The organism is Ascidiaceihabitans sp. (assembly GCF_039986515.1).
GTDB lineage: Bacteria > Pseudomonadota > Alphaproteobacteria > Rhodobacterales > Rhodobacteraceae > Ascidiaceihabitans.
Map to the genome: position 1 here is coordinate 132,674 of NZ_JBDWQO010000003.1, position 20,626 is coordinate 153,299.

Annotated in this window: 19 protein-coding genes; 8 read left to right on the forward strand and 11 right to left on the reverse strand. The window is 52.3% G+C overall.

All coding sequences use genetic code 11. The features are described 5' to 3' along the window. Positions 1-13: 13 nt before the first annotated feature. The gene (locus tag ABJL60_RS01035) at positions 14-457 is read left to right on the forward strand and encodes an NUDIX hydrolase (RefSeq protein WP_348285234.1); all 444 of its coding nucleotides are present in this window, start codon (positions 14-16) and stop codon (positions 455-457) included. Here ABJL60_RS01035 and ABJL60_RS01040 read toward each other — a convergent pair. Then, on the reverse strand, positions 442-1,722 hold the full coding sequence (locus ABJL60_RS01040) for a SpoIIE family protein phosphatase (protein WP_348285235.1): 1,281 nt from the start codon (positions 1,720-1,722) through the stop codon (positions 442-444). The two genes, ABJL60_RS01035 and ABJL60_RS01040, sit on opposite strands and share 16 nt — an antisense overlap. A gap of 156 nt (positions 1,723-1,878) precedes the next feature. Between ABJL60_RS01040 and ABJL60_RS01045 the strand changes: the two genes are divergently transcribed. Next, positions 1,879-2,208, forward strand: coding sequence for an Hpt domain-containing protein (locus ABJL60_RS01045; RefSeq protein WP_348285236.1), 330 nt, complete (start codon positions 1,879-1,881; stop codon positions 2,206-2,208). Here the strand turns inward: ABJL60_RS01045 and ilvA are convergent, their stop codons facing one another. Beyond that, positions 2,209-3,444, reverse strand: a complete 1,236-nt coding sequence (ilvA, locus tag ABJL60_RS01050) for a threonine ammonia-lyase IlvA (protein WP_348373423.1) — start codon at positions 3,442-3,444, stop codon at positions 2,209-2,211. A 130-nt stretch (positions 3,445-3,574) separates the two neighbouring features. Between ilvA and ABJL60_RS01055 the strand changes: the two genes are divergently transcribed. Next, positions 3,575-4,792: an argininosuccinate synthase gene (locus ABJL60_RS01055; RefSeq protein ID WP_108826765.1), complete on the forward strand. Its 1,218-nt coding sequence runs from the start codon at positions 3,575-3,577 to the stop codon at positions 4,790-4,792. On the opposite strand, the gene ABJL60_RS01060 is transcribed toward ABJL60_RS01055, so the two are convergent. After that, a complete protein-coding gene (locus tag ABJL60_RS01060; RefSeq protein ID WP_348373424.1) occupies positions 4,793-5,512 on the reverse strand; it encodes an HAD family hydrolase in 720 nt (239 codons plus the stop codon). Positions 5,513-5,645: 133 nt separating this feature from the next. Between ABJL60_RS01060 and msrA the strand changes: the two genes are divergently transcribed. Further along, complete coding sequence (msrA, locus tag ABJL60_RS01065) at positions 5,646-6,308, forward strand: peptide-methionine (S)-S-oxide reductase MsrA (RefSeq protein WP_348373425.1); 663 nt, start codon at positions 5,646-5,648, stop codon at positions 6,306-6,308. Here msrA and ABJL60_RS01070 read toward each other — a convergent pair. Beyond that, positions 6,305-7,180 carry a ribokinase gene (locus tag ABJL60_RS01070; RefSeq protein WP_348373426.1) on the reverse strand — a complete coding sequence of 292 codons (876 nt, stop codon included), beginning with the start codon at positions 7,178-7,180 and terminating at the stop codon, positions 6,305-6,307. The genes msrA and ABJL60_RS01070 overlap by 4 nt on opposite strands. After that, on the reverse strand, positions 7,180-9,435 hold the full coding sequence (locus ABJL60_RS01075; protein WP_348285241.1) for an NADP-dependent malic enzyme: 2,256 nt from the start codon (positions 9,433-9,435) through the stop codon (positions 7,180-7,182). The genes ABJL60_RS01070 and ABJL60_RS01075 overlap by 1 nt, the downstream gene beginning before the upstream one ends. A 131-nt stretch (positions 9,436-9,566) precedes the next feature. Here ABJL60_RS01075 and mutS point away from each other — a divergent pair, with 131 nt between their 5' ends. After that, positions 9,567-12,194, forward strand: coding sequence for a DNA mismatch repair protein MutS (mutS, locus tag ABJL60_RS01080; RefSeq protein WP_348373427.1), 2,628 nt, complete (start codon positions 9,567-9,569; stop codon positions 12,192-12,194). A gap of 58 nt (positions 12,195-12,252) precedes the next feature. On the opposite strand, the gene ABJL60_RS01085 is transcribed toward mutS, so the two are convergent. Together ABJL60_RS01085 and hrcA are read right to left on the reverse strand one after the other, a co-directional pair. Beyond that, on the reverse strand, positions 12,253-12,816 hold the full coding sequence (locus ABJL60_RS01085; protein WP_108826760.1) for a nucleotide exchange factor GrpE: 564 nt from the start codon (positions 12,814-12,816) through the stop codon (positions 12,253-12,255). A gap of 10 nt (positions 12,817-12,826) precedes the next feature. Next, positions 12,827-13,891, reverse strand: coding sequence for a heat-inducible transcriptional repressor HrcA (hrcA, locus tag ABJL60_RS01090; protein WP_108826759.1), 1,065 nt, complete (start codon positions 13,889-13,891; stop codon positions 12,827-12,829). A gap of 78 nt (positions 13,892-13,969) precedes the next feature. Here hrcA and rph point away from each other — a divergent pair, with 78 nt between their 5' ends. The 3 genes from rph to hemW are packed head-to-tail and all read left to right on the forward strand — an operon-like array spanning position 13,970 to position 16,441. Then, a complete protein-coding gene (gene rph, locus ABJL60_RS01095) occupies positions 13,970-14,683 on the forward strand; it encodes a ribonuclease PH (protein WP_108826758.1) in 714 nt (237 codons plus the stop codon). After that, on the forward strand, positions 14,680-15,291 hold the full coding sequence (gene rdgB, locus ABJL60_RS01100) for an RdgB/HAM1 family non-canonical purine NTP pyrophosphatase (RefSeq protein WP_348285244.1): 612 nt from the start codon (positions 14,680-14,682) through the stop codon (positions 15,289-15,291). The genes rph and rdgB overlap by 4 nt, the downstream gene beginning before the upstream one ends. After that, positions 15,284-16,441 carry a radical SAM family heme chaperone HemW gene (gene hemW / locus ABJL60_RS01105; protein WP_348373428.1) on the forward strand — a complete coding sequence of 386 codons (1,158 nt, stop codon included), beginning with the start codon at positions 15,284-15,286 and terminating at the stop codon, positions 16,439-16,441. Before rdgB ends, hemW begins: the two co-directional genes overlap by 8 nt. Here hemW and ABJL60_RS01110 read toward each other — a convergent pair. Genes ABJL60_RS01110 through mnmG form a run of 4 tightly spaced genes read right to left on the reverse strand, consistent with a single transcriptional unit; the run spans position 16,438 to position 20,623 of the window. Further along, positions 16,438-17,331 carry a ParB/RepB/Spo0J family partition protein gene (locus ABJL60_RS01110; RefSeq protein ID WP_348373429.1) on the reverse strand — a complete coding sequence of 298 codons (894 nt, stop codon included), beginning with the start codon at positions 17,329-17,331 and terminating at the stop codon, positions 16,438-16,440. The genes hemW and ABJL60_RS01110 overlap by 4 nt on opposite strands. A gap of 13 nt (positions 17,332-17,344) precedes the next feature. After that, the gene (locus ABJL60_RS01115) at positions 17,345-18,148 is read right to left on the reverse strand and encodes an AAA family ATPase (protein ID WP_348373430.1); all 804 of its coding nucleotides are present in this window, start codon (positions 18,146-18,148) and stop codon (positions 17,345-17,347) included. Continuing rightward, on the reverse strand, positions 18,141-18,758 hold the full coding sequence (gene rsmG, locus ABJL60_RS01120) for a 16S rRNA (guanine(527)-N(7))-methyltransferase RsmG (RefSeq protein ID WP_348373431.1): 618 nt from the start codon (positions 18,756-18,758) through the stop codon (positions 18,141-18,143). Before rsmG ends, ABJL60_RS01115 begins: the two co-directional genes overlap by 8 nt. After that, entirely contained in the window at positions 18,755-20,623 is a 1,869-nt protein-coding gene (gene mnmG / locus ABJL60_RS01125; RefSeq protein ID WP_348373528.1) for a tRNA uridine-5-carboxymethylaminomethyl(34) synthesis enzyme MnmG, read from the reverse strand. Before mnmG ends, rsmG begins: the two co-directional genes overlap by 4 nt. Between the last annotated feature and the right edge of the window lie 3 nt (positions 20,624-20,626).

Genomic DNA, 20,626 nt, shown 5'->3' on the forward strand with positions numbered 1-20,626 from the left:
AGGGGCAACTGCAATGATCCGACGTGTGGGTGAACCACCTTTGAAGTCCCAAAGCTACAGGTTGCGACCCGGCGTTTATGCAATTTTGCCTTTGAAGCAACGTGTTTTGCTGACGGCACAAACCAACGGCGCATTAGAGTTTCAACTGCCCGGTGGCGGGGTTGATCCTGGCGAAACCTCTTTGCAGGCGCTGTACCGGGAAGTTCGCGAAGAAATCGGCTGGTCCATTGCACGCCCAAGACGTCTGGGTGCATTTCGCAGATTTGTGCATATGCCCGAATACGATATGTGGGCCGAAAAACTATGCCACGTGTACGTTGCGACACCTGTCCGCCAAATTTGTGACCCTATCGAACCTGATCATATCACTATGGTTATGCATCCCGAGGAAGCCGCCCAAATGCTGGGCAATGTTGGCGATCAGATGTTTGTCAAACAACACTACGGGATTTTATGACCAGAAAATTCAAACAGGATGCCCGAAATATCGTCAGGAAATTCATCCAGCCCTGAAAAAGCGCCCAAATTCCACATCATGGCATCAAAAAACTTTTGACCCGACATGTCTTTCATATCGTTCATCATTTTCTCTAAACCGGATTCTTCAAGCATATCGCCTTCCTGATTTGGACACTCCGTAACGCCATCGGACAACATCAAAACACGATCACCCGGCTTAAGCTGTATCTCGAAATCTTCGAAAGTGATGCCAGACATAAGACCCACAGGAAAACCGCCCGTCCCGTTCTGTTCAACGGTGCCGTCCCGGCGCTGAACAGCTGGATGTGGATGCCCAGCCTGACTGACAAGCATATGCCCTGTTTCCAGATTTACGTCTGCAAGCAAAAGCGTGAAATAGTGTTCCGTGTCCATTTCATCCAGAACAAGGTTGTTCAATTCCTCGATCACGCAGCTTGGTTTACGAAACTTATAGCTTCCATCACTTTGCCGACGCAGCGCTACATTTTGGTCAGGTGCGGTCGCGGATAAGTAGCCAGCCAATCGCGCGGTCATCAAGGCAGAGCTGATGCCGTGGCCAGAAACATCGATTGCATAAAGTCCCAAATGCCCCGGTTGCCCAGGAAAAAACCCGACAAGGTCACCGCCCACATGTCCGCTTGAACGCAACATCAATGACAACTCAGCCGTATCGAAAGTTTTTTGGCGTTCACGCACCAAAGACTGCTGTAATTTTTTTGCTTCAAGCAAATCGCTATCCAGCGAGTCATACACACGTTGTAATTCTGCTAGCGTGTCTGAAATCAGTCTATTTTTCTCTGTCAGCTCATGCTGCATATCCAAAATTCGTTCACCTGCTGATATGCGCGCACGCAGTTCATGTGCGTTGACAGGCTTTGTCAGAAAATCATCAGCACCGGCTTGCAAACCCTGTGCCACTTCGCCCTTTTCGCTTTTTGACGTCAGCAGAATAAAATAGCCGTAACTTTCACCTGGCAGCTTGCGAAATGCGTCGCAAAATTCCAAGCCGTTCATGCCCGGCATCATCCAATCGCTTAAAATAATATCCGGCGCAGATTCACGGCACAATTCCAAGGCCTTGTCGCCACTATCGGCTTCGGTAACACGAAACCCCCAGCGCTTTACTGAACTGGTTAATATCTTTCGCTGCAGACGGCTATCGTCCACAATCAGAACATGGCGATTGATGCTATGTTCGTTTTGCGGCTTTTCAGGTTCGATTTTCGATGCAGGAAGCGGCATCAGACTCACTTTCACAAACTCGGATATCCATTGGCTAATCGACTGACCTTAACGACCCATGAAAGCTAAAATTGCGTCTATCCAGTTGAGTTTAACTTACGGTTGATTAAGCAACCCTGTGGCATTGCTGTGCCAAACCCAAAGCGGAGACTGCAAATGATTGACTGGAGCCAGGTGAAATCTCTTCGTGCTGACGTCGGGCCCGAGGATTTTGACGAAGTCGTGGAACTTTTTCTAGAAGAAGTAGAAGAAGTCGTCACGCGCTTAAAGCAGGACGCGGACGTGAATGAGCTGGAAAATGACCTGCATTTTTTAAAGGGCAGCGCCATGAACCTGGGCTTTTCAGAATTTTCAGCCCTGTGCCAAGACGGTGAACTGCGTGCCGCTGAAGGACGGGGGGATGAGATAAACTTAAGCAAGGTTGTCGAATGTTATGCGGTGTCCAAGATAGCCTTTGTCACCGATCTGCCCCAGGTTTTGCATTGATCAAATCACAAATTGCGCCAGCGTTTCGTTGTTTGTGATATCTGTGTAGGTCAAGCCAGCACGATCCAGATTTTCGAAAAACTGCACGAAGTTTTCTGGATCATCCGTTTCGATTCCAATTAGAACAGATCCGAAGTTTCTGGCAGACTTCTTCAGATACTCGAACCGTGTGATGTTGTCGGATGGCCCAAGATAATCAAGGAAATCTTTCAGCGCACCGGGGCGTTGTGGCAGCCGCAGAATGAAGTATTTCTTTAGACTTGCGTAGCGTTGGGCCCGTTCCTTCACTTCAGGCAGGCGTTCAAAATCGAAGTTTCCGCCTGATGCAACGCAGACAACGGTCTTGCCCGCAATGTCCTCTTGCAAATCGCCCAGCGCCTCGATGGACAAGGCGCCGGCAGGTTCCAAAACGATACCCTCGACATTCAGCATCTCGGTGATTGTCATGCAAATGCGATCTTCTGGCAAATGCATCACGCTATCACGCGGTACGGATTTCAGGCGCTCGAATGTCCGTGCGCCTATCTTCGCAACGGCAGCCCCATCAACAAAGCTATCGATCGGCGACACATCTGTTGGCGCACCCGTTTCCAAAGCACGCGCCAAACTGGGTGCGCCAGTGGGTTCGACAAACGTATAATCACACGCACCCGCATAGTAACTATAGCATGCAGAAGATAATCCACCGCCACCTACAGGTAAAACCAGGTGCTCCGGAACACGCCCCAATTGGCGCTCTATCTCAACCGCTACGGACGCCTGCCCTTCGATCACATCTTCATCGTCAAAGGGCGACAAAAAATGTGCGCTATGGTCCGTGCAATACGCCTGCGCCGACGCCAGGGTATCGTCAAAATAATCGCCGATCAGTTTTATCTCGACAAACGATCCACCGAACATTGCAGTTTTCTGAACCTTTTGGGCCGGCGTTGTAACAGGCATGAAAACCACACCACGCACGCCGAAATGACGACACATAAACGCGACGCCCTGCGCATGATTTCCAGCACTTGCGCAAACAAAAGTATCGTGGCGATCAATCACCTTGCGCATCGCATTAAAGGCACCGCGCAATTTGTAAGATCGCACCGGGCTTAAATCTTCGCGCTTCAACCAGATATCGGCACCATACTTTTTTGACAAATGATCATTGCGCATCAAAGGCGTTTCAGGAAACACATCGCGCATCGCACGTTCGGCAGCCTGCGCGGCAGAAACAAATTGATCATTGGTCATGGAAGCACCCTTCAAGCAGATACAACCGAGGTAGAGGTTGCACTTCATGCCGTCAACGCGGGGCTGCATCTTGCCCCACATAGAAAAACGCGGTATCGCCCGCCACGAACCACACAGAGGGAAACTGCAGATGTCCGCGCCTAAAAAAGTCGTTCTTGCCTACTCCGGCGGCCTAGATACTTCCATCATTCTGAAATGGCTGCAAACTGAATACGGTTGTGAGGTTGTGACCTTCACCGCAGATTTGGGTCAGGGCGAAGAACTTGAGCCAGCGCGCGCAAAAGCCGAATTGATGGGTGCTTCGGCGATCTACATCGAAGATCTGCGTGAAGAATTCGTACGCGATTTCGTGTTCCCGATGTTCCGCGCCAACGCTCTTTACGAAGGGTTGTACCTGTTGGGCACGTCCATCGCGCGACCTTTGATTTCCAAGCGGTTGGTCGAAATTGCAGAGGCCGAAGGCGCAGATGCAGTGTCCCACGGCGCGACCGGTAAGGGCAACGATCAGGTCCGCTTCGAATTGGCAGCCTATGCGTTGAACCCCGACATCAAAGTCATCGCACCATGGCGTGAATGGGATTTGTCCAGCCGCACCAAGCTGCTTGATTTCGCAGAGAAAAACCAAATCCCAATCGCCAAGGACAAACGCGGTGAAGCACCCTTCAGCGTGGATGCGAACCTGTTGCACACTTCGTCCGAAGGCAAGGTTCTGGAAGACCCGGCCGTTGACGCACCCGATTACGTCTACCAGCGTACTGTGAACCCCGAAGACGCGCCAGATCAGCCTGAATTCATCGAAATCGGTTTCGAAAAAGGCGACGCAGTTTCCATCAACGGCGAAGCCATGTCGCCTGCAACCATCCTGACCAAACTGAACGAATTGGGTGGCAAACACGGTATTGGCCGCCTTGATCTGGTCGAAGGCCGCTTTGTCGGTATGAAATCACGCGGCATCTACGAAACCCCCGGCGGCACAGTGCTTTTGGAAGCGCACCGCGGCATCGAATCCATCACTCTGGATCGGGGCGCGGCCCACCTTAAAGATGAGCTGATGCCAAAATACGCCGAACTGATCTATAATGGTTTCTGGTTCTCACCAGAGCGTGAAATGCTGCAAGCTATGATCGACAAAAGTCAGGAACACGTCACCGGCACCGTCCGCTTGAAGTTGTACAAAGGCTTGGCGCGCACAGTGGGGCGTTGGTCTGATTATTCGCTTTATTCCGAAGCGCATGTCACCTTTGAAGACGACGCAGGCGCGTATGACCAAAAAGATGCAGCCGGGTTTATCCAGCTGAATGCTCTGCGTCTGAAACTTTTGGCCGCACGCAAACGGCGTACATCCTGATCAAATCTTAACGGCAGCAAGCCGGTCGTAATACGGCAAGGCTTGCGCCACGATCTCTTGATACTCTGGGCTGAGATCGGGCAATGGGCCTTCCGCACCCGCAAACCCCGATGATCCATGCACCGCCCCATACCAGTGAGACGCCCAAACACCGTCTGCGGCATGACCACCCTTAGGCCAGCTCAGCATTTTCGGATCCCAAGGCAGGTCAACCTCCGCGCACAATTGTTTCATCTTTGTCGCGGGATCACGGCGAATATCTGCTGAATCAATCACAATCGGATTTTGCCCCAAAGACTGCGCGTGGTCGTACAATTCAGCCTGCTGAACAAAACCGATATCGTCCAATACAGGCCCTTCGCGTTTGGCTGCATAACTTGCCACAACACGCGCAGGGTGGCGGATCAAAAATACGTTGACCACATCGCGCATCCAAGTGCGTGGCATGTCTGGGATCATATGTTGTGTCATGTGCTTTTGGTACGAAAACGGTACTGAAACAGGCTCTAACAAAGACATTTCGACTGTTTTTGGATCAACGGGTTGCGACTTTAATATGGCGTCGCGCATTGGATGGCTCAGGCCAGTCGTTGCCAGATAAGCTGCGTAAAAGGGTTCGTCCATAACATGACAATCTGTGCGCGCCCCAAAGCTGTACATCATCGCTGTCGACAAATTACGCGGCCCGGACCACATGGCAATGCGAATGGTTTTTGGCATCATATCCCCCCGTTTTGCGCACCATAAAACGAAGCACGAATTTGTAACAGCTTTCACTGACCTGTGACCTCTCAATGCTGTGTATTGAGCAACGCAACAGAGTGCGTGATCCTGACGTCAAAAGGAGAACCCTATGACCTTCGTTCAAACTGCTAAACCATTCGCATTGGCTTTGATGATCGCGCTGGGCGTTTTTGCACAATCCAAAACGTCACATGCAGCGGAAACGGAAACCCTGACTGTTGCCGGGGGATGTTTTTGGTGTGTTGAGTCAGACTTTGAAAGCGTCAAAGGCGTTAAGGAAGCGATTTCCGGATTTACTGGCGGCAAAACGGCAAATCCCACCTACAAACAGGTCACAGGTGGCAAAACAGGCCACTACGAAGCGGTGCAAATCATCTTTGACCCAAGCGTTGTGTCCCGCGATGTCCTTCTTGCAAAGTTCTTCCGTTCTGTTGACCCAACAGACGCTGGCGGCCAGTTTTGTGATCGAGGCGCCAGTTACCGCACTGCCATTTTCGCAAATGGGCCTGCGCAAAAGTCTGCCGCCGAGAAAGCCAAAGCCGATGCAGCCGCAGCATTGGGCCAAAGCGTCGTGACGCCCGTTGTTGGCGCATCAAAGTTCTATCCAGCCGACGCATCCCATCAAAATTACTACAAAGGCTCAAAAATTGTGCTGACACGTTTTGGCCCGAAGAAACAATCCAAGGCATACAAAGCCTACCGCAACGCATGTGGTCGTGACCAACGCGTCAAACAACTTTGGGGGTCGGCGGCACCTTTTGTCGGCGGTTAACCCAGCTTCATATCCTGAATGTCTTTAAGGTCAGGAATAACATCTGCCGCCCCAAGTCGCGTGACCATCAAGGCCGCCGCTTGGGTCGCCAGTCCGATCGCCTGCGCCATGGGCATACCGCGATCAAGTCCCGCTATGACATATCCGGTAAACGTGTCACCAGCACCCGTGGTGTCCACAGGATCAACACTAATTGCGTCAAAAGCAGTCTCTAACTTGGTAGAATTCTGATACCAACGGCATCCCTTTGCCCCAAGTGTCACAATCACATCATCCACGTCTAGGTCCGGAATTTTAACGCCTAAGGCACCTTCAAGCTGCGCCGCTTCGACTTCGTTCATCACAAGCATATCAACAAAGGGCAGCACAGCCTGCACCGCATCCACGTCAAAAGGTGCTGCGGCATAGACCACACGCACCCCTAAATCCCGTGCCATCCGTGCGGCCAAGACTTGTCCGGATGTTTCATTCTGCATGATCAGTATGTCGCCGGGGCTAGCCTCGGACAGTGCTGTGCCTATCTGGTTTTCGTCGATAACGCCGTTGGCACCCGGCCACAGAACAATCACGTTTTCAGCCGCATCATCGACGTAGATCACCGCGTGGCCCGTCGCCTCAACGCTGGTGGTAATATGGGTCGTATCGATCCCATACTCCAAAAGCCGATCCGCCGCCCAGCGCCCGTCAGGCCCGACGGCACCGATATGTCGGACATGGGCCGCACCGCGCGCAGCAGCGACGGACATATTCGCCCCTTTGCCACCCAAACCCTGACTGAAACGGCCAGCCGCCAATGTTTCGCCAGGTTTGGGAAGGTGCGACACCCGGTAGACCATATCAATATTGATCGAACCCAGATTGTAGACTGTCATCAGCCCACCTTGCAGGCCGCCAACACAGCCATGTTCAGGATGTCATTTGCCGTGGAACTGGTTGAACAGATCTGAATGGATCCATCAACACCCGACAGAATGGGGCCGATCACCGTAGCGCCCCCCATTTCCTGCATCAGTTTCACAGAAATGCTGGCAGAGTGTCGCGCCGGAACGACAAGGATATTCGCAGGACCTGTCAAACGGGAAAACGGGTACTGCGCCTGGGTCACTTCGTTCAAAGCCACATCAACGGTCATTTCGCCTTCGTATTCGAAATCGACGCCCCGCTGATCCAGAACCTTTGGCGCCAAATGCATTTTTTCAGCACGTTCCGAAACTGGGTATCCAAACGTCGAGAAGCTTACGAAAGCCACGCGCGGCTCTAGCCCCATGTCTTTTGCAACCACGGCGGCGCGTTCTGCAATGTTCGCCAAATCGTTTTCATCCGGCCATTCATGCACAAGCGTATCCGCCATAAACACAATGCGACCCTTGTGCAAAAGCGCCGTAATACCTGCGGCCCCGTTTTCTGTGTCAGCGTCAAAAACATGGTTGATACGTTCCAACACATGGGCGGACTTTCGCGTTACACCCGTGACAAGCGCATCACCATGACCATGGGCCAACATCAGCGCGGAAAACACATGTCGGTCACGGGCGGCAAGGCGGTGAATGTCGGCCCCGTCAAACCCTTTGCGTTGCAACCGATTGTACAGAAAGGTCTTATACATCTCGAGGTGTGGGGTATTCGCGGCGTTCACCACTTCGATTTCGCGCACAGCGTCCCCAAGACCCGCTTCTTCCAACTTGGCTTTTACGTCTTCTTTGCGGCCCACGACCAGCGCTTTGCCCAAACCGGAACGCTGATACATGACAGCGGCACGTAGCACCTTGGGATCGTCGCCTTCTGCGAAAATCATACGCGCTTGTGCGGCGCGGGCCCGAGCATTCAGGCCCCGCAAAATACTAGCTGTTGGATCCATGCGTGATTTCAGTGAAAGCTCATACGCATCCATATCGATGATAGGACGGCGTGCCGCACCTGTGTTCATGCCCGCCCGCGCCACAGCTGGCGGAATACGGTGGATTAGACGCGGATCAAAAGGCGTCGGAATGATATAGTCACGCCCGAATGTCAGGTTTTTACCGTATGCCAGCGCCACTTCATCCGGCACATCTTCACGCGCCAATTGCGCCAACGCGTGGGCGCATGCGATCTTCATTTCATCGTTGATGGCTCGGGCATTGATGTCCAAAGCACCACGGAACAAGTAAGGGAAACCCAAAACATTGTTCACCTGGTTCGGGTAGTCGCTGCGGCCAGTGGCCACAATCGCATCCATACGAACTTCATGCGCTTCTTCGGGGGTGATTTCCGGATCGGGGTTCGCCATTGCGAAAATGACGGGGTTGTCCGCCATGCTGGCCACCATCGCCGGGGTGACAGCGCCTTTGGCCGACACGCCAAGAAACACGTCGCAATCCTTCATGGCATCTTCCAAAGACCGCGCTTCTGTTTTCACCGCATGCGCTGATTTCCATTGGTTCATGCCTTCGGTGCGACCTTGATAGATCACACCTTTGGTGTCGCACATGATGCAATTGTCGTAACGCGCACCCATTGATTTCAACAATTCGAGGCACGCAATGCCAGCCGCACCCGCGCCATTCAGTACAATTTTGACGTCTTCGATCTTTTTGCCCGACAAATGCAGCGCGTTGATCAAACCCGCTGCGCAAATCACAGCGGTACCGTGTTGATCGTCATGAAAGACCGGAATGTCCATTTCCTCTTTCAGACGCTGTTCGATGATAAAGCATTCAGGCGCTTTGATGTCCTCAAGGTTGATGCCACCGAACGTCGGCCCCATCAGCTTGACTGCCTTACAGAATTCGTCCGGATCTTCGGTGTCCAACTCGATGTCGATGCTGTTCACATCCGCAAAGCGTTTGAACAAAACTGCTTTGCCTTCCATCACGGGTTTTGACCCTAATGCGCCCAAATTCCCCAATCCAAGGACGGCTGTGCCATTGGAAATAACAGCAACCAAATTGCCTTTGTTGGTATAGTCGTAGGCCAGCTCCGGATTTTCAGCGATAGCCACACAAGGCACCGCAACGCCGGGTGAGTACGCCAAAGATAAATCGCGTTGCGTCGTCATCGGAACGGTGGCCGAAATTTCGAACTTGCCTGGCGTCGGTTCAAGGTGGAAGGCCAAGGCCTCTTCATCGGTAACTCTGGTCTTGGACATTGCGCAACTTTCCTCCCTGTGCCTCAGCGTCTTATCGCAGCAATGAAACGCGCTCAACCGCTATGCGCTTTTGGGTTTCGTCTGGAGGTATGGCTTTGTAAGGTCTGGCAACATTTGCTGGGGGGCAATCCATGACCGTCACGCCTATGATGGCGCAATATCTTGAGATCAAAGCAGCACATCCCGATGCGTTGCTGTTCTACAGGATGGGCGACTTTTACGAAATGTTCTTTGAAGACGCCGTAAACGCCGCCGAAGCGCTGGATATCGCCTTGACCAAGCGCGGCAAGCACGACGGTGCAGATATTCCGATGTGCGGTGTGCCCGTCCACGCCGCCGAAGGGTACTTGCTGACACTGATCCGCAAAGGCTTTCGTGTTGGTGTTTGTGAACAACTTGAAAGTCCGGCAGAAGCCAAGAAAAGAGGCTCTAAATCGGTCGTAAAGCGTGATGTTGTCCGGCTGGTCACACCGGGTACGTTGACGGAAGACAGCCTTCTGGAAGCACGTCGGCACAATTTCCTCGCGGCTTTCGTAGAGGTCCGCGATCAAGCTGCTTTGGCCTGGGTTGATATTTCAACAGGCGCTTTCCACGTCATGCAGACAACGCAAACGCGCTTGGGTCCGGAGCTTGCCCGTTTGTCCCCGTCCGAGCTGATCGTGTCCGAGGGACAAATTGATGATTTGCGCGATTTAGTCTCTGATTTTAGCATCCCGATGACAGACTTATCCCGCGCCAGCTTTGACAGCACATCAGGTGAAAAGCGGATTTGTGACTTGTTTTCCGTAAGCGCATTGGATGCCTACGGTAACTTTGACCGCGCAGAAATTGCGGCCATGGGTGCCGTCATCGAATACTTAAATATCACGCAAAAGGGAAAATTGCCGCTGCTGCAAACTCCACGGCAAGAAACCCATCGCGGAAGCGTACAAATCGATGCTGCAACACGCCGTAATCTTGAACTTACCCAAGCTTTGTCTGGCGGTCGCAGCGGATCGTTAATTTCGGTGATCGATCATACTGTGACCGCAGGCGGTGGACGCCTTCTTGAGCGTCGTCTCTCGGGTCCATCCCGCCAGTTAGAGACGATTCAGAACCGATTGGACGCTGTATCCTACGCGTTCGATGCCAAGCAGATCGCAGACACAATTCGGGACCAATTGCGTAAAGTGCCTGATCTTGATCGCGCTTTGTCACGATTGTCTCTGGATCGCGGCGGTCCACGTGATCTGGCCGCAATTCGCAACGGGCTGACAGAAGCAGAACACATTGGCGCTGCCGGTTTGAATGACGCGCCAGAACTGTTGATTGCCGCACTAAAAGACCTTCAAGGTCACACCGCATTGATGGATTTGCTGGACGAGGCCCTGATCGCCGAACCACCATTGTTGACACGCGACGGAGGTTTCATAGCAAACGGCTATGATGCAGAGTTGGACGAAGCAAGAAAGCTGCGTGATGAGGGGCGCAGTGTCATAGCCACGATGCAACAAGAATTCGTTTCTAAAACAGGCATTTCGACTCTCAAAATCAAACACAACAATGTCCTTGGGTATTTCATCGAAACCACATCAACCCATGCGGATAAAATGTTGTCCGCACCGCTGAACGAAACATTCATTCACCGTCAGACCACCGCAAATCAGGTGCGGTTCACCACGGTCGAATTGTCCGAAATGGAAACCAAAATCCTCAATGCCGGCAACCGTGCGCTGGAAATCGAAAAACGGATTTACGAAACCCTTAGGCAAGCGATCCTAACCCAAGCCCCCCTGATCAACCAAACCGCCCGCGCCTTGGCAGAACTAGATCTGGCAATCGCCATGGCACATCTGGCGCGAGTGGAAAACTGGTGTAAACCGATTGTAGACGACAGTCGTGCATTTGCGATCGAAGGCGGCAGGCATCCCGTGGTGGAAAAATCCCTGCGAGATAAAGGGCAAACCTTCATCGCCAACGACTGTGATCTTAGCGCAGAAGACACCGCCAATATCTGGTTGCTGACCGGCCCGAACATGGCTGGTAAATCGACCTTTTTACGGCAAAATGCCTTGATCGCCTTGTTGGCGCAGATGGGCAGTTTTGTGCCAGCGACGTCTGCCCACATTGGTATTGTCAGCCAACTGTTCAGTCGCGTTGGCGCATCAGACGATCTTGCACGCGGGCGTTCGACCTTCATGGTTGAAATGGTGGAAACGGCAGCGATCCTGAACCAAGCTGATGATCATGCGTTGGTCATTCTTGATGAAATCGGTCGAGGCACCGCAACTTATGATGGCTTGTCCATCGCTTGGGCGACGCTGGAACATCTACACGACGTCAATAAATCACGCGCCCTTTTTGCGACGCACTACCATGAAATGACATCCCTTTCAGGGAAATTGGACGGCGTGGACAATGCAACGGTCGCTGTGAAGGAATGGGAAGGTGAAGTTGTCTTTTTGCATGAAGTGCACAAGGGCGCTGCGGATCGGTCTTATGGCGTTCAAGTGGCCCAGCTTGCGGGATTGCCCGAAACCGTAATCGCAAGGGCGCGCGTTGTGCTAGAGGCGCTCGAACAGGGCGAACGCGAAGGAGGTGCTGCGCAAAAAACCCTGATCGATGATCTGCCGCTTTTCTCGGCAACGCCGCCCCCCGCCCCGGTTCAAACCAAAACATCGCCCGCCGTGGATCTTTTGGACACCATTCACCCCGACGAACTTAGCCCACGCGAGGCCCTGAACCTTATTTACAAACTAAAAGAGGCGGCCAAAAACTGACCGCCTCCGTCCTGCGCTATGCAGTGTTTTTTTCCCAAAAATACCCGTCAGAGGCTTCTTAGCTTGCAGGCATGGAAGACACGCCAACTTGGGCAGGGCGCAGCAATCGATCGTGTAACATAAAGCCTTCCGCAGCAACTTGGATGATGTCGCCTGCTTTGGTGCCGGGCACAGGCGCCTCAAACATCGCTTGGTGATGCTGGGGATCAAACGCGTCTCCGACTTCCGGTGCTATCACTTCGATGCCATGCTTTTTGAACACATTCAAAAGCTCTCGCATTGTCAGCTCAACGCCTTCCAAAAGCGGGCCTGCAACAGCGCGCTGTTCGTCAGACGTTGTTTCAAGCGCACGCTTCATGTTGTCGTAAACGGGCAGCATATCGCGGGCCAGTTTCGATCCGCCATAGTTTTCAGCTTCGCGGCGATCCTTGTCGGACCGTTTGCGGGCATTTTCCGCATCGGCCAAAGCCCGCATGAACCGATCGCGAAATTCATCGCGTTCCGCGGTGACCGTTTCCAGGTCAAGCGCCTCGTCATCGATCTCTTCCATTTCATCCGCAAATTCTTCAGCCTCTGCATTTGCGAGGTCATCCAAAAAGTCGTTGTTCTCTGGGTCAGCCATTTTTCTACCTCTAACTCCGGTCGGACAACATTTTGCCCACCAGTTGTGCCGTGTAATCTACAATCGGCACGATCCGTCCATAATTCAGTCGCGTAGGGCCAATGACACCGACGGCGCCAATGATCTTACGGTCTGCGTTCATATATGGGGAAACGACCAAAGAGGAACCCGAAAGTGAGAAAAGTTTGTTCTCAGAACCAATAAAAATGCGCACACCGTCGCCACCTTCGGTCAATTCCAGAAATTCCGAGATATCGCGCTTGCGTTCTAGGTCATCAAACAGGGTGCGAATACGGTCCAGATCATCTGGTTGACCGGCGCTTTCCAGCAAATTGGACCGGCCGCGGACAATCAATCGCTCATTCCGGTCCCCTGCGTCTTGCCAAACGGCCAAGCCGCTATCGACAAGATCGCGTGCCAGAACATCAATCTCTTGGCGGCGCAGTGAAATTTCGGATTGGATTGCACCACGGACATCTGTCAGCGTTTTGCCTTCGATCAGCGCGTTCAGAAAATTGGCGGCCTCGCGCATTGAGCTTGGCGTTTGCCCCGGGGGCGGTGTGAACAGTCGGTTTTCCACATGCCCATCCGCAAACACCAAAACCACCAAGGCGCGGTCGGCGGCCAGCGACACAAATTCGATGTGTTTGATCGGCGCTTCGTGTTTTGGCGTCAAAACCAAGGACGCACCATGTGTCACCCCAGATAATGCAGACCCCACACGATCCAACAGCCCGCCCACATCACTTTCATTGCGTCCCATTGTGGCATCGATTTTTTCGCGGTCACCGTCGTCAGGAACGCTGACTTCCATCAAACCGTCCACAAACATGCGCAACCCCATCTGCGTCGGGATGCGGCCCGCACTGATATGGGGGCTGTCCAAAAGCCCCATATACTCAAGATCCTGCATCACATTACGGATCGTGGCTGCGCTGACCTTTTCGCTAAAATCCCGCGTCAGAGTGCGCGACCCCACAGGATCACCATTTTCAAGGTATCCTTCCACCACGCGCCGAAACACTTCGCGCGAGCGGTCGTTCATCTCTTCGATCATCTTTGGCGCGTCAGACATTATGGTTCTCTTACCAATGGGGTTGCATCCCTTATGCCACGGGCGGTATCCCCGCGGACATAGCAAAAAGGATATATCATGCGACCTTCCGGACGTGAACTAGACCAAATGCGCGATGTTTCGATCGAAACCGGCTTCACGAAACATGCGGAAGGGTCTGCATTGATCAAGATGGGCGACACGCACGTGTTGTGCACCGCCACCATCGAGGACCGCGTGCCGCCGTTTATCAAAGGGTCCGGCCTGGGCTGGGTCACTGCGGAATATGGCATGTTGCCCCGCGCCACCAACACCCGGATGCGGCGTGAAGCGGCATCTGGCAAGCAAGGCGGGCGCACTGTTGAAATTCAGCGCCTGATCGGGCGTGCTTTGCGCGCTGGTGTGGACCGTTCTGCATTGGGCGAACGTCAGATCACCGTCGATTGTGACGTGCTGCAAGCTGATGGCGGTACGCGTTGCGCTTCCATCACGGGGGGTTGGGTTGCGTTGCGTTTGGCTGTGAACAAACTGATGAAAGCAGGCGACGTCGTGTCCGATCCCTTGGTTGATCCGGTTGCGGCGATTTCTTGCGGGATCTACGCAGGCCAACCCGTTCTTGATCTGGACTATCCAGAGGATTCAGAGGCCGGCGTTGATGGTAACTTCATTATGTTAGGCTCTGGTTCCTTGATCGAAGTGCAAATGAGCGCCGAAGGATCTGTCTTTTCCCGCGATCAGATGAACCAACTGATGGACCTCGCGGAAAAAGGCGTGGGCGAACTGGCTGCCAAACAACTGGCCGCCACAAAATGAGCCGTAAGTTCACGGACAAAAAGCTTCTGTTTGCCACGCATAACGCGGGCAAGCTGGAAGAAATGCAGGAGCTTTTTGCCCCCTTCGGCGTCACGGTCGTGGGGGCTGCGGAAATGCAGTTGGCTGAACCGGAGGAAACTGAAGATACCTTCATCGGCAATGCCCGCATAAAGGCTGTCGCAGCTGTAAAAGCGACGGGATTGCCGGCCCTCTCGGATGATTCAGGTATTGTCGTGGATGGATTGGACGGCGCCCCAGGTGTTTACACTGCGGATTGGGCGGAAACGCCAAACGGTCGTGACTTCACCATGGCGATGAACAAAACCAACGATCTTTTGGAAGAACGCGACGCACCCCACCCCAGAACGGCACGGTTTTGCGCTACAATGGTCTTGGCGTGGCCTGATGGGCATGAAGAAATCTTTGAAGGCGTTGCAGAAGGTACTCTCGTTTGGCCCATGCGCGGCGCTTTGGGGCATGGATATGATCCCATGTTTCAACCTGTCGGGCATTCTCGGACCTTTGCCGAGATGTCCCACGACGAAAAAAACGAAATCAGCCACCGCGCAGATGCGTTCAGCAAACTGATCGCAGGCTGTTTTGGCTGAAGATTGGGAAAACGGGGGCTTCGGCCTTTACATCCATTGGCCCTATTGCGAGGCCAAATGCCCCTACTGCGACTTCAACAGTCACGTTGTTCGGTCCATCGATCATAATGCGTGGCGGGTTGCCTACCTATCGGAACTCGAACGCACCGCATCCGAAACAAAAGGGCGCGTTCTGCACAGCGTCTTCTTTGGCGGTGGCACGCCCAGCCTGATGGAACCCGATGTGGTTGGCGACATCATGGCAGCGATCAAACGGCTTTGGCCCACAGCCAATGATCTTGAAGTTACACTTGAAGCCAACCCAAGCTCGGTCGAGGCTGGCAGGTTCAAGGCTTTCCGTGATGCGGGGATAAATCGTGTGTCGATGGGCGTCCAAGCTTTGAATGATGCAGATTTAAAGCGTTTGGGGCGCATACACACAGCGCAAGATGCGATGAACGCCTTTGAAATTGCGCGAACGGTCTTTGACCGTGTCAGCTTTGACTTGATTTATGGCCGACAAGATCAAACCTTGGACCAGTGGGAAGCAGAGCTTAATCAGGCTCTAAACCTGGCGATAGACCATATATCTTTGTATCAGCTCACCATTGAACAAGGCACAGCCTTTGGGGATCGGTACAACATCGGAAAACTGCGGGGCCTCCCAAGCGAAGACCTTGGCGCCGACATGTATGAGCGAACGCAAGCCATTTGTTCGGCGCACAACATGCCGGCCTATGAGGTCTCCAATCACGCCCGCGACGGGGCGCAATCTCGGCACAATATGATCTATTGGCGCTACGGGGATTACATCGGGATCGGGCCGGGTGCGCATGGGCGCGTCACAATCAACGGGCAACGCTTTGCAACCGAAGCTTACAGCAATCCCAAACGATGGCTCGACAGCGTCGCATCCGGCACAGCAGAAAAAGCACGCATAGCGCTTAGCACCGCAGATCAAGCCAGCGAATTGCTGTTGATGGGTTTGCGGGTGAAAGACGGTGTGTCCCGCAAACGATACGAGGCGTTGTCAGGGCACCCCGTGAATCCCAAAGCGGAAGAAACTTTGTTGGAACACGGATTATTAACACCCTCTGAAACCGATATTATCGTTTCTGATCAAGGAGTTATTGTCCTAAACGGTGTCTTGGAAGCCCTACTTTCAGACTAAGAACCGCTTAACTTACGGCACAATTCATCCAAATCTTCCAATGATTCGTATTGAATGGACATTTGGCCTTCCTCGCCGCCATTCTTGTGTGTGATCTGGACCTTCATGCCTAAGGCAGCTGACAGGTCAGCTTCCAAAGCCCGCGTATCAGCGTCTTTTTCGGTGCCTGCTTTTTTGGAAGTCTTGTCTTTGAAGATGTTACTGCCTTGATTGGTTTCCGCCTTCACCAATGCCTCAGTTGCCCTGACGCTTAGGCCCCCTTTTACCACAGCTTTGGCCAAACCCGACGGGTCTTGCGCCGTGATCAACGCACGTGCGTGTCCAGCTGTTAATTCACCCTGCTGAACAAGTTCCACCACATCGTCGGGCAGCTGCAGCAGGCGAAGTAGGTTTGCAATATGGCTGCGGCTTTTGCCCAAAGCTTCTGCCATCTTTTCCTGAGTGTGCCCAAAGCGATCCATCAACTGTCGGTAGCCTGCGGCCTCTTCGATTGGGTTGAGGTCCGCCCTTTGGATGTTTTCAATGATAGCGATTTCAAGCACTTCAGTGTCTGAAAATGTACGAACGATAACCGGTAATTGATGCAGTTGCGCCATTTGGGCGGCACGCCAGCGCCGTTCCCCGGCAACGATCTCAAAGCTATTGGCGCCCATGTCCCGGACGATCAAAGGTTGGATGACGCCTTTTTCCTTGATTGACGCAGCCAAGTCATCCAGATCGCTTTGGTTAAAACGCTTCCGCGGCTGATCAGGATTAGGAGCAATCTGTTCGATTGGCAAAAACCGTTCTGCCTGCGGCGAAGAAACTGTTGCGTCAGGCTCTGAGACATCTGCCATCAACGCTGACAATCCACGACCCAATCCGCGTTTGCGGTCTTTTCCATTTGCCATGTTCATTGCCCTCTCAGAGTTGTTTGTTGTTTTGCATCATCTCAGCGGCCAGGGCGCGGTACGCAACAGCCCCTTTTGATGCTGTATCGTAGCTTAGCACCGGCATCGCAAAAGATGGTGCTTCGCTTACACGAACATTTCGGGGGATAACGGTTCTGAAAACCAGATCACCCAGATTGTCTCGTGCATCTTGCTCAACCTGCAAAGATAAATTGTTCCGTGCATCATACATGGTTAACACAATCCCCTCAATTCGAAGCGATTTGTTACCTGTTTCGCGCACTTCGCGTATCGTCAACATCAGCTGAGACAAGCCTTCCAACGCAAAGAACTCGCTTTGCAGGGGCACCAGTACAGAGTCCGACGCAATCAAAGCGTTTACAGTCAACAGGTTCAGTGACGGCGGACAATCAATCAACACATAGTCAAAACCAAAGCCTTCCATTTGAACCTGTCGCAAAGCATCGCGAAGAAGAAAACTGCGTTTTTCATTGGAAATTAGCTCAATGTCAGCAGAACTAAGGTCAACAGTTGCAGGAACGATGGACAGGTTTTCAACATCCGTGGATTGTACGACTTCGGTCAGATCGATATCTTCAAGCAAAAGTTCATATGTGGTGTATTCACGATCTTGCGCCGCAACACCCAGTCCTGTGGATGCATTTCCCTGTGGATCAAGGTCAACAACCAGGACCTTCTGACCAGCCTCAGCCAAAGCCGCGGCCAAATTAATAGATGTCGTGGTTTTACCGACGCCACCTTTCTGATTAACCACAGAAACAATTTTTGGAAGCGTTTGCGTGATGTAATCAGGCACGTCGTATGTCCTTAATCGTCAAGATTGCAGCATCTGGATTGGTTTCGCTTTTATGCGCTTCGTATGTGAAAGACCAGTTTTCTTGCGCTGATGTAATCTCTTTTACCCAAGTCTGCCCCTTTGGGAAAACACATAATCCTGTGGGCAATAGATGATACTGGGCAAATTGCAGCAAAGCACTTAGATCTGCCAGCGCTCTGGCGGACATAACATCCGATTTCTGGGGCGTTGCAGCCTCAATCCGCTCGGAGATGACGTTAACGTTTAGACCCAATTCTCTTACAGCGGTGCGTAGGAATGCACATTTTCTCTGATCGCTTTCAATCAACGTGAAAATTGTCTTTGGCGACAGCTGTTTTGCGAGGATAGACAAGACAATGCCAGGAAAGCCCCCACCGCTTCCAATGTCTAACCATTTTTCTTCAAACTTTACGATGTCAGCAATCTGCACCGCATCCCATATATGACGATCCCATATATCAGCAACACTCATTTTGGAAACCAAGTTTATTCTTGGATTCCATTTTTCTACCAACGAAACGAACGAGGTCAAATCGTTCATTGTTTCACGTGAAACATCCAGGTTAAGCCACGCCGGGGGTACACTCATGCCGATTTCCGCGAACGTTGCTTCAGGATTGCAAGGATCAAAGCGAGCGCCGCAGGCGTCATCCCATCAATCCGTGCAGCCTGCGCCAATGTGGATGGCCGTGTTTTCTCAAGCTTTGTCTTCAACTCGTTCGAGAGACCTTCAATCGTCGAGTATACGAACGAAACGGGTATCTTATGAGCCTCATCTTTGGCCAACCGAGCTATGTCTTTTTCTTGCCTAACAATATAATTTGCATACAAGGCTTCCCTGGACAGCTGCTTTTTAGTCTCATCATCCAAGGTACCGATACCACTATCTAGTGCTTCAAGATCATCGAACACTACATCTGGAAATGCCAATAGCTGAAAAGCGTTTCGCTTTGTCCCATCTTGATTTATCCGAATTCCAGCTTCTGCAATTTGCTTAGGCGTAAAGAATTGATCGGAAACGACAGATCTTCCTTGTTCCAAGCGTTCCATCTTGTCTTCAAATACACGTACCCTTTTCTGGGAAACGCCGCCCAACCCTATTGCCACGGGAGTAAGTCGTTGATCTGCATTATCCGCTCTTAAGGACAATCTGAACTCTGCCCTTGATGTGAACATCCGATACGGTTCACTTACGCCGCGGGTGGTCAAATCGTCGATCATGACCCCGATGTAACTTGTCCCGCGTCCAAAGTGAACGGGGTCTAGACCTTTGGCGGTAAGTCCAGCGTTAAGGCCTGCAACCAAACCCTGCGCAGCCGCTTCTTCATAGCCCGTGGTACCATTTATCTGACCGGCCAAGTACAGGTTTGGAACATCTTGAAGCGCCAAATTACCGTCTAAAGCTCTGGGGTCGATGTAATCGTATTCGATTGCGTACCCAGGTTGCAGAATCTTTGCGTTTTCCAAGCCTGCAATTGAGGAAACATATTCTTCCTGAGTGCTTTCTGGCAGCGATGTTGAAATGCCATTTGGGTAGATTGTATGATCATCCAGTCCTTCAGGTTCCAAAAAAACTTGATGAGAGGTTTTATCGGCAAAGCGAACGACCTTGTCTTCGATCGAAGGACAGTACCTGGGCCCAATTCCGTCTATATGTCCGCCATACATCGCAGACTTTTCGAGATTCTTAGCAATAATTTCGTGTGTTCGTTCATTAGTGTGCGTAATCCCACATGAAATCTGAGGGATATCTGTACCATTCGACATGAAAGAGAACATCGAAGGGTCGGAATCGCCTTCCTGCATCTCCAGTCCGTCCCAATTTATTGAACGACTGTCCAATCGCGGCGGTGTTCCCGTCTTTAACCGACCCAAAGGCAGATCAAAGCTGTCGATCCGCGTTGCAAGCCGTTCCGATGCTTTATCACCCATCCGGCCGCCCGATCTGGACACATCTCCTATGTGGATCACCCCCCTTAGAAAGGTGCCAGTAGTAAGAATTGTTTTTGCGGCGCGAACTTCAGAACCATCGGCCAAGATAAGACCAACAACTGCACCAGACTCCATGAGGAAGTCTACAACTTCGCCCTCCAGGACATCAAGATTTGGTCGGTTAAGCGTTTCGTTAAGCATCGCTTTACGATAGAGTTTTCGATCGGCTTGAGTCCGCGGTCCCTGAACCGCAGGGCCCTTGCGCCGGTTCAGTAGACGAAACTGGATACCAGATGCGTCGGCAACACGCCCCATCACACCATCCATCGCATCAATTTCCCGAACGAGATGGCCTTTGCCTAAGCCACCGATCGCGGGATTACACGACATCACGCCAATTCCAGCCAGTGACATCGTTACCAAAACAGTTTTAGCTCCGATGCGGGCGGATGCATGGGCGGCTTCTGCACCAGCATGTCCACCACCAATAACTGCAACATCAAAATGTTTCACGTGAAACACTCC

What these genes read in the sequence shown, in the direction of transcription:
- ABJL60_RS01035 (WP_348285234.1), top strand. Translation starts at nt 14, where the DNA reads ATGATCCGACGTGTGGGTGAACCACCTTTGAAGTCCCAAAGCTACAGG.
- ABJL60_RS01040 (WP_348285235.1), bottom strand. Translation starts at nt 1,722, where the DNA reads ATGCCGCTTCCTGCATCGAAAATCGAACCTGAAAAGCCGCAAAACGAA.
- ABJL60_RS01045 (WP_348285236.1), top strand. Translation starts at nt 1,879, where the DNA reads ATGATTGACTGGAGCCAGGTGAAATCTCTTCGTGCTGACGTCGGGCCC.
- ilvA (WP_348373423.1), bottom strand. Translation starts at nt 3,444, where the DNA reads ATGACCAATGATCAATTTGTTTCTGCCGCGCAGGCTGCCGAACGTGCG.
- ABJL60_RS01055 (WP_108826765.1), top strand. Translation starts at nt 3,575, where the DNA reads ATGTCCGCGCCTAAAAAAGTCGTTCTTGCCTACTCCGGCGGCCTAGAT.
- ABJL60_RS01060 (WP_348373424.1), bottom strand. Translation starts at nt 5,512, where the DNA reads ATGCCAAAAACCATTCGCATTGCCATGTGGTCCGGGCCGCGTAATTTG.
- msrA (WP_348373425.1), top strand. Translation starts at nt 5,646, where the DNA reads ATGACCTTCGTTCAAACTGCTAAACCATTCGCATTGGCTTTGATGATC.
- ABJL60_RS01070 (WP_348373426.1), bottom strand. Translation starts at nt 7,180, where the DNA reads ATGACAGTCTACAATCTGGGTTCGATCAATATTGATATGGTCTACCGG.
- ABJL60_RS01075 (WP_348285241.1), bottom strand. Translation starts at nt 9,435, where the DNA reads ATGTCCAAGACCAGAGTTACCGATGAAGAGGCCTTGGCCTTCCACCTT.
- mutS (WP_348373427.1), top strand. Translation starts at nt 9,567, where the DNA reads ATGACCGTCACGCCTATGATGGCGCAATATCTTGAGATCAAAGCAGCA.
- ABJL60_RS01085 (WP_108826760.1), bottom strand. Translation starts at nt 12,816, where the DNA reads ATGGCTGACCCAGAGAACAACGACTTTTTGGATGACCTCGCAAATGCA.
- hrcA (WP_108826759.1), bottom strand. Translation starts at nt 13,891, where the DNA reads ATGTCTGACGCGCCAAAGATGATCGAAGAGATGAACGACCGCTCGCGC.
- rph (WP_108826758.1), top strand. Translation starts at nt 13,970, where the DNA reads ATGCGACCTTCCGGACGTGAACTAGACCAAATGCGCGATGTTTCGATC.
- rdgB (WP_348285244.1), top strand. Translation starts at nt 14,680, where the DNA reads ATGAGCCGTAAGTTCACGGACAAAAAGCTTCTGTTTGCCACGCATAAC.
- ABJL60_RS01110 (WP_348373429.1), bottom strand. Translation starts at nt 17,331, where the DNA reads ATGGCAAATGGAAAAGACCGCAAACGCGGATTGGGTCGTGGATTGTCA.
- rsmG (WP_348373431.1), bottom strand. Translation starts at nt 18,758, where the DNA reads ATGAGTGTACCCCCGGCGTGGCTTAACCTGGATGTTTCACGTGAAACA.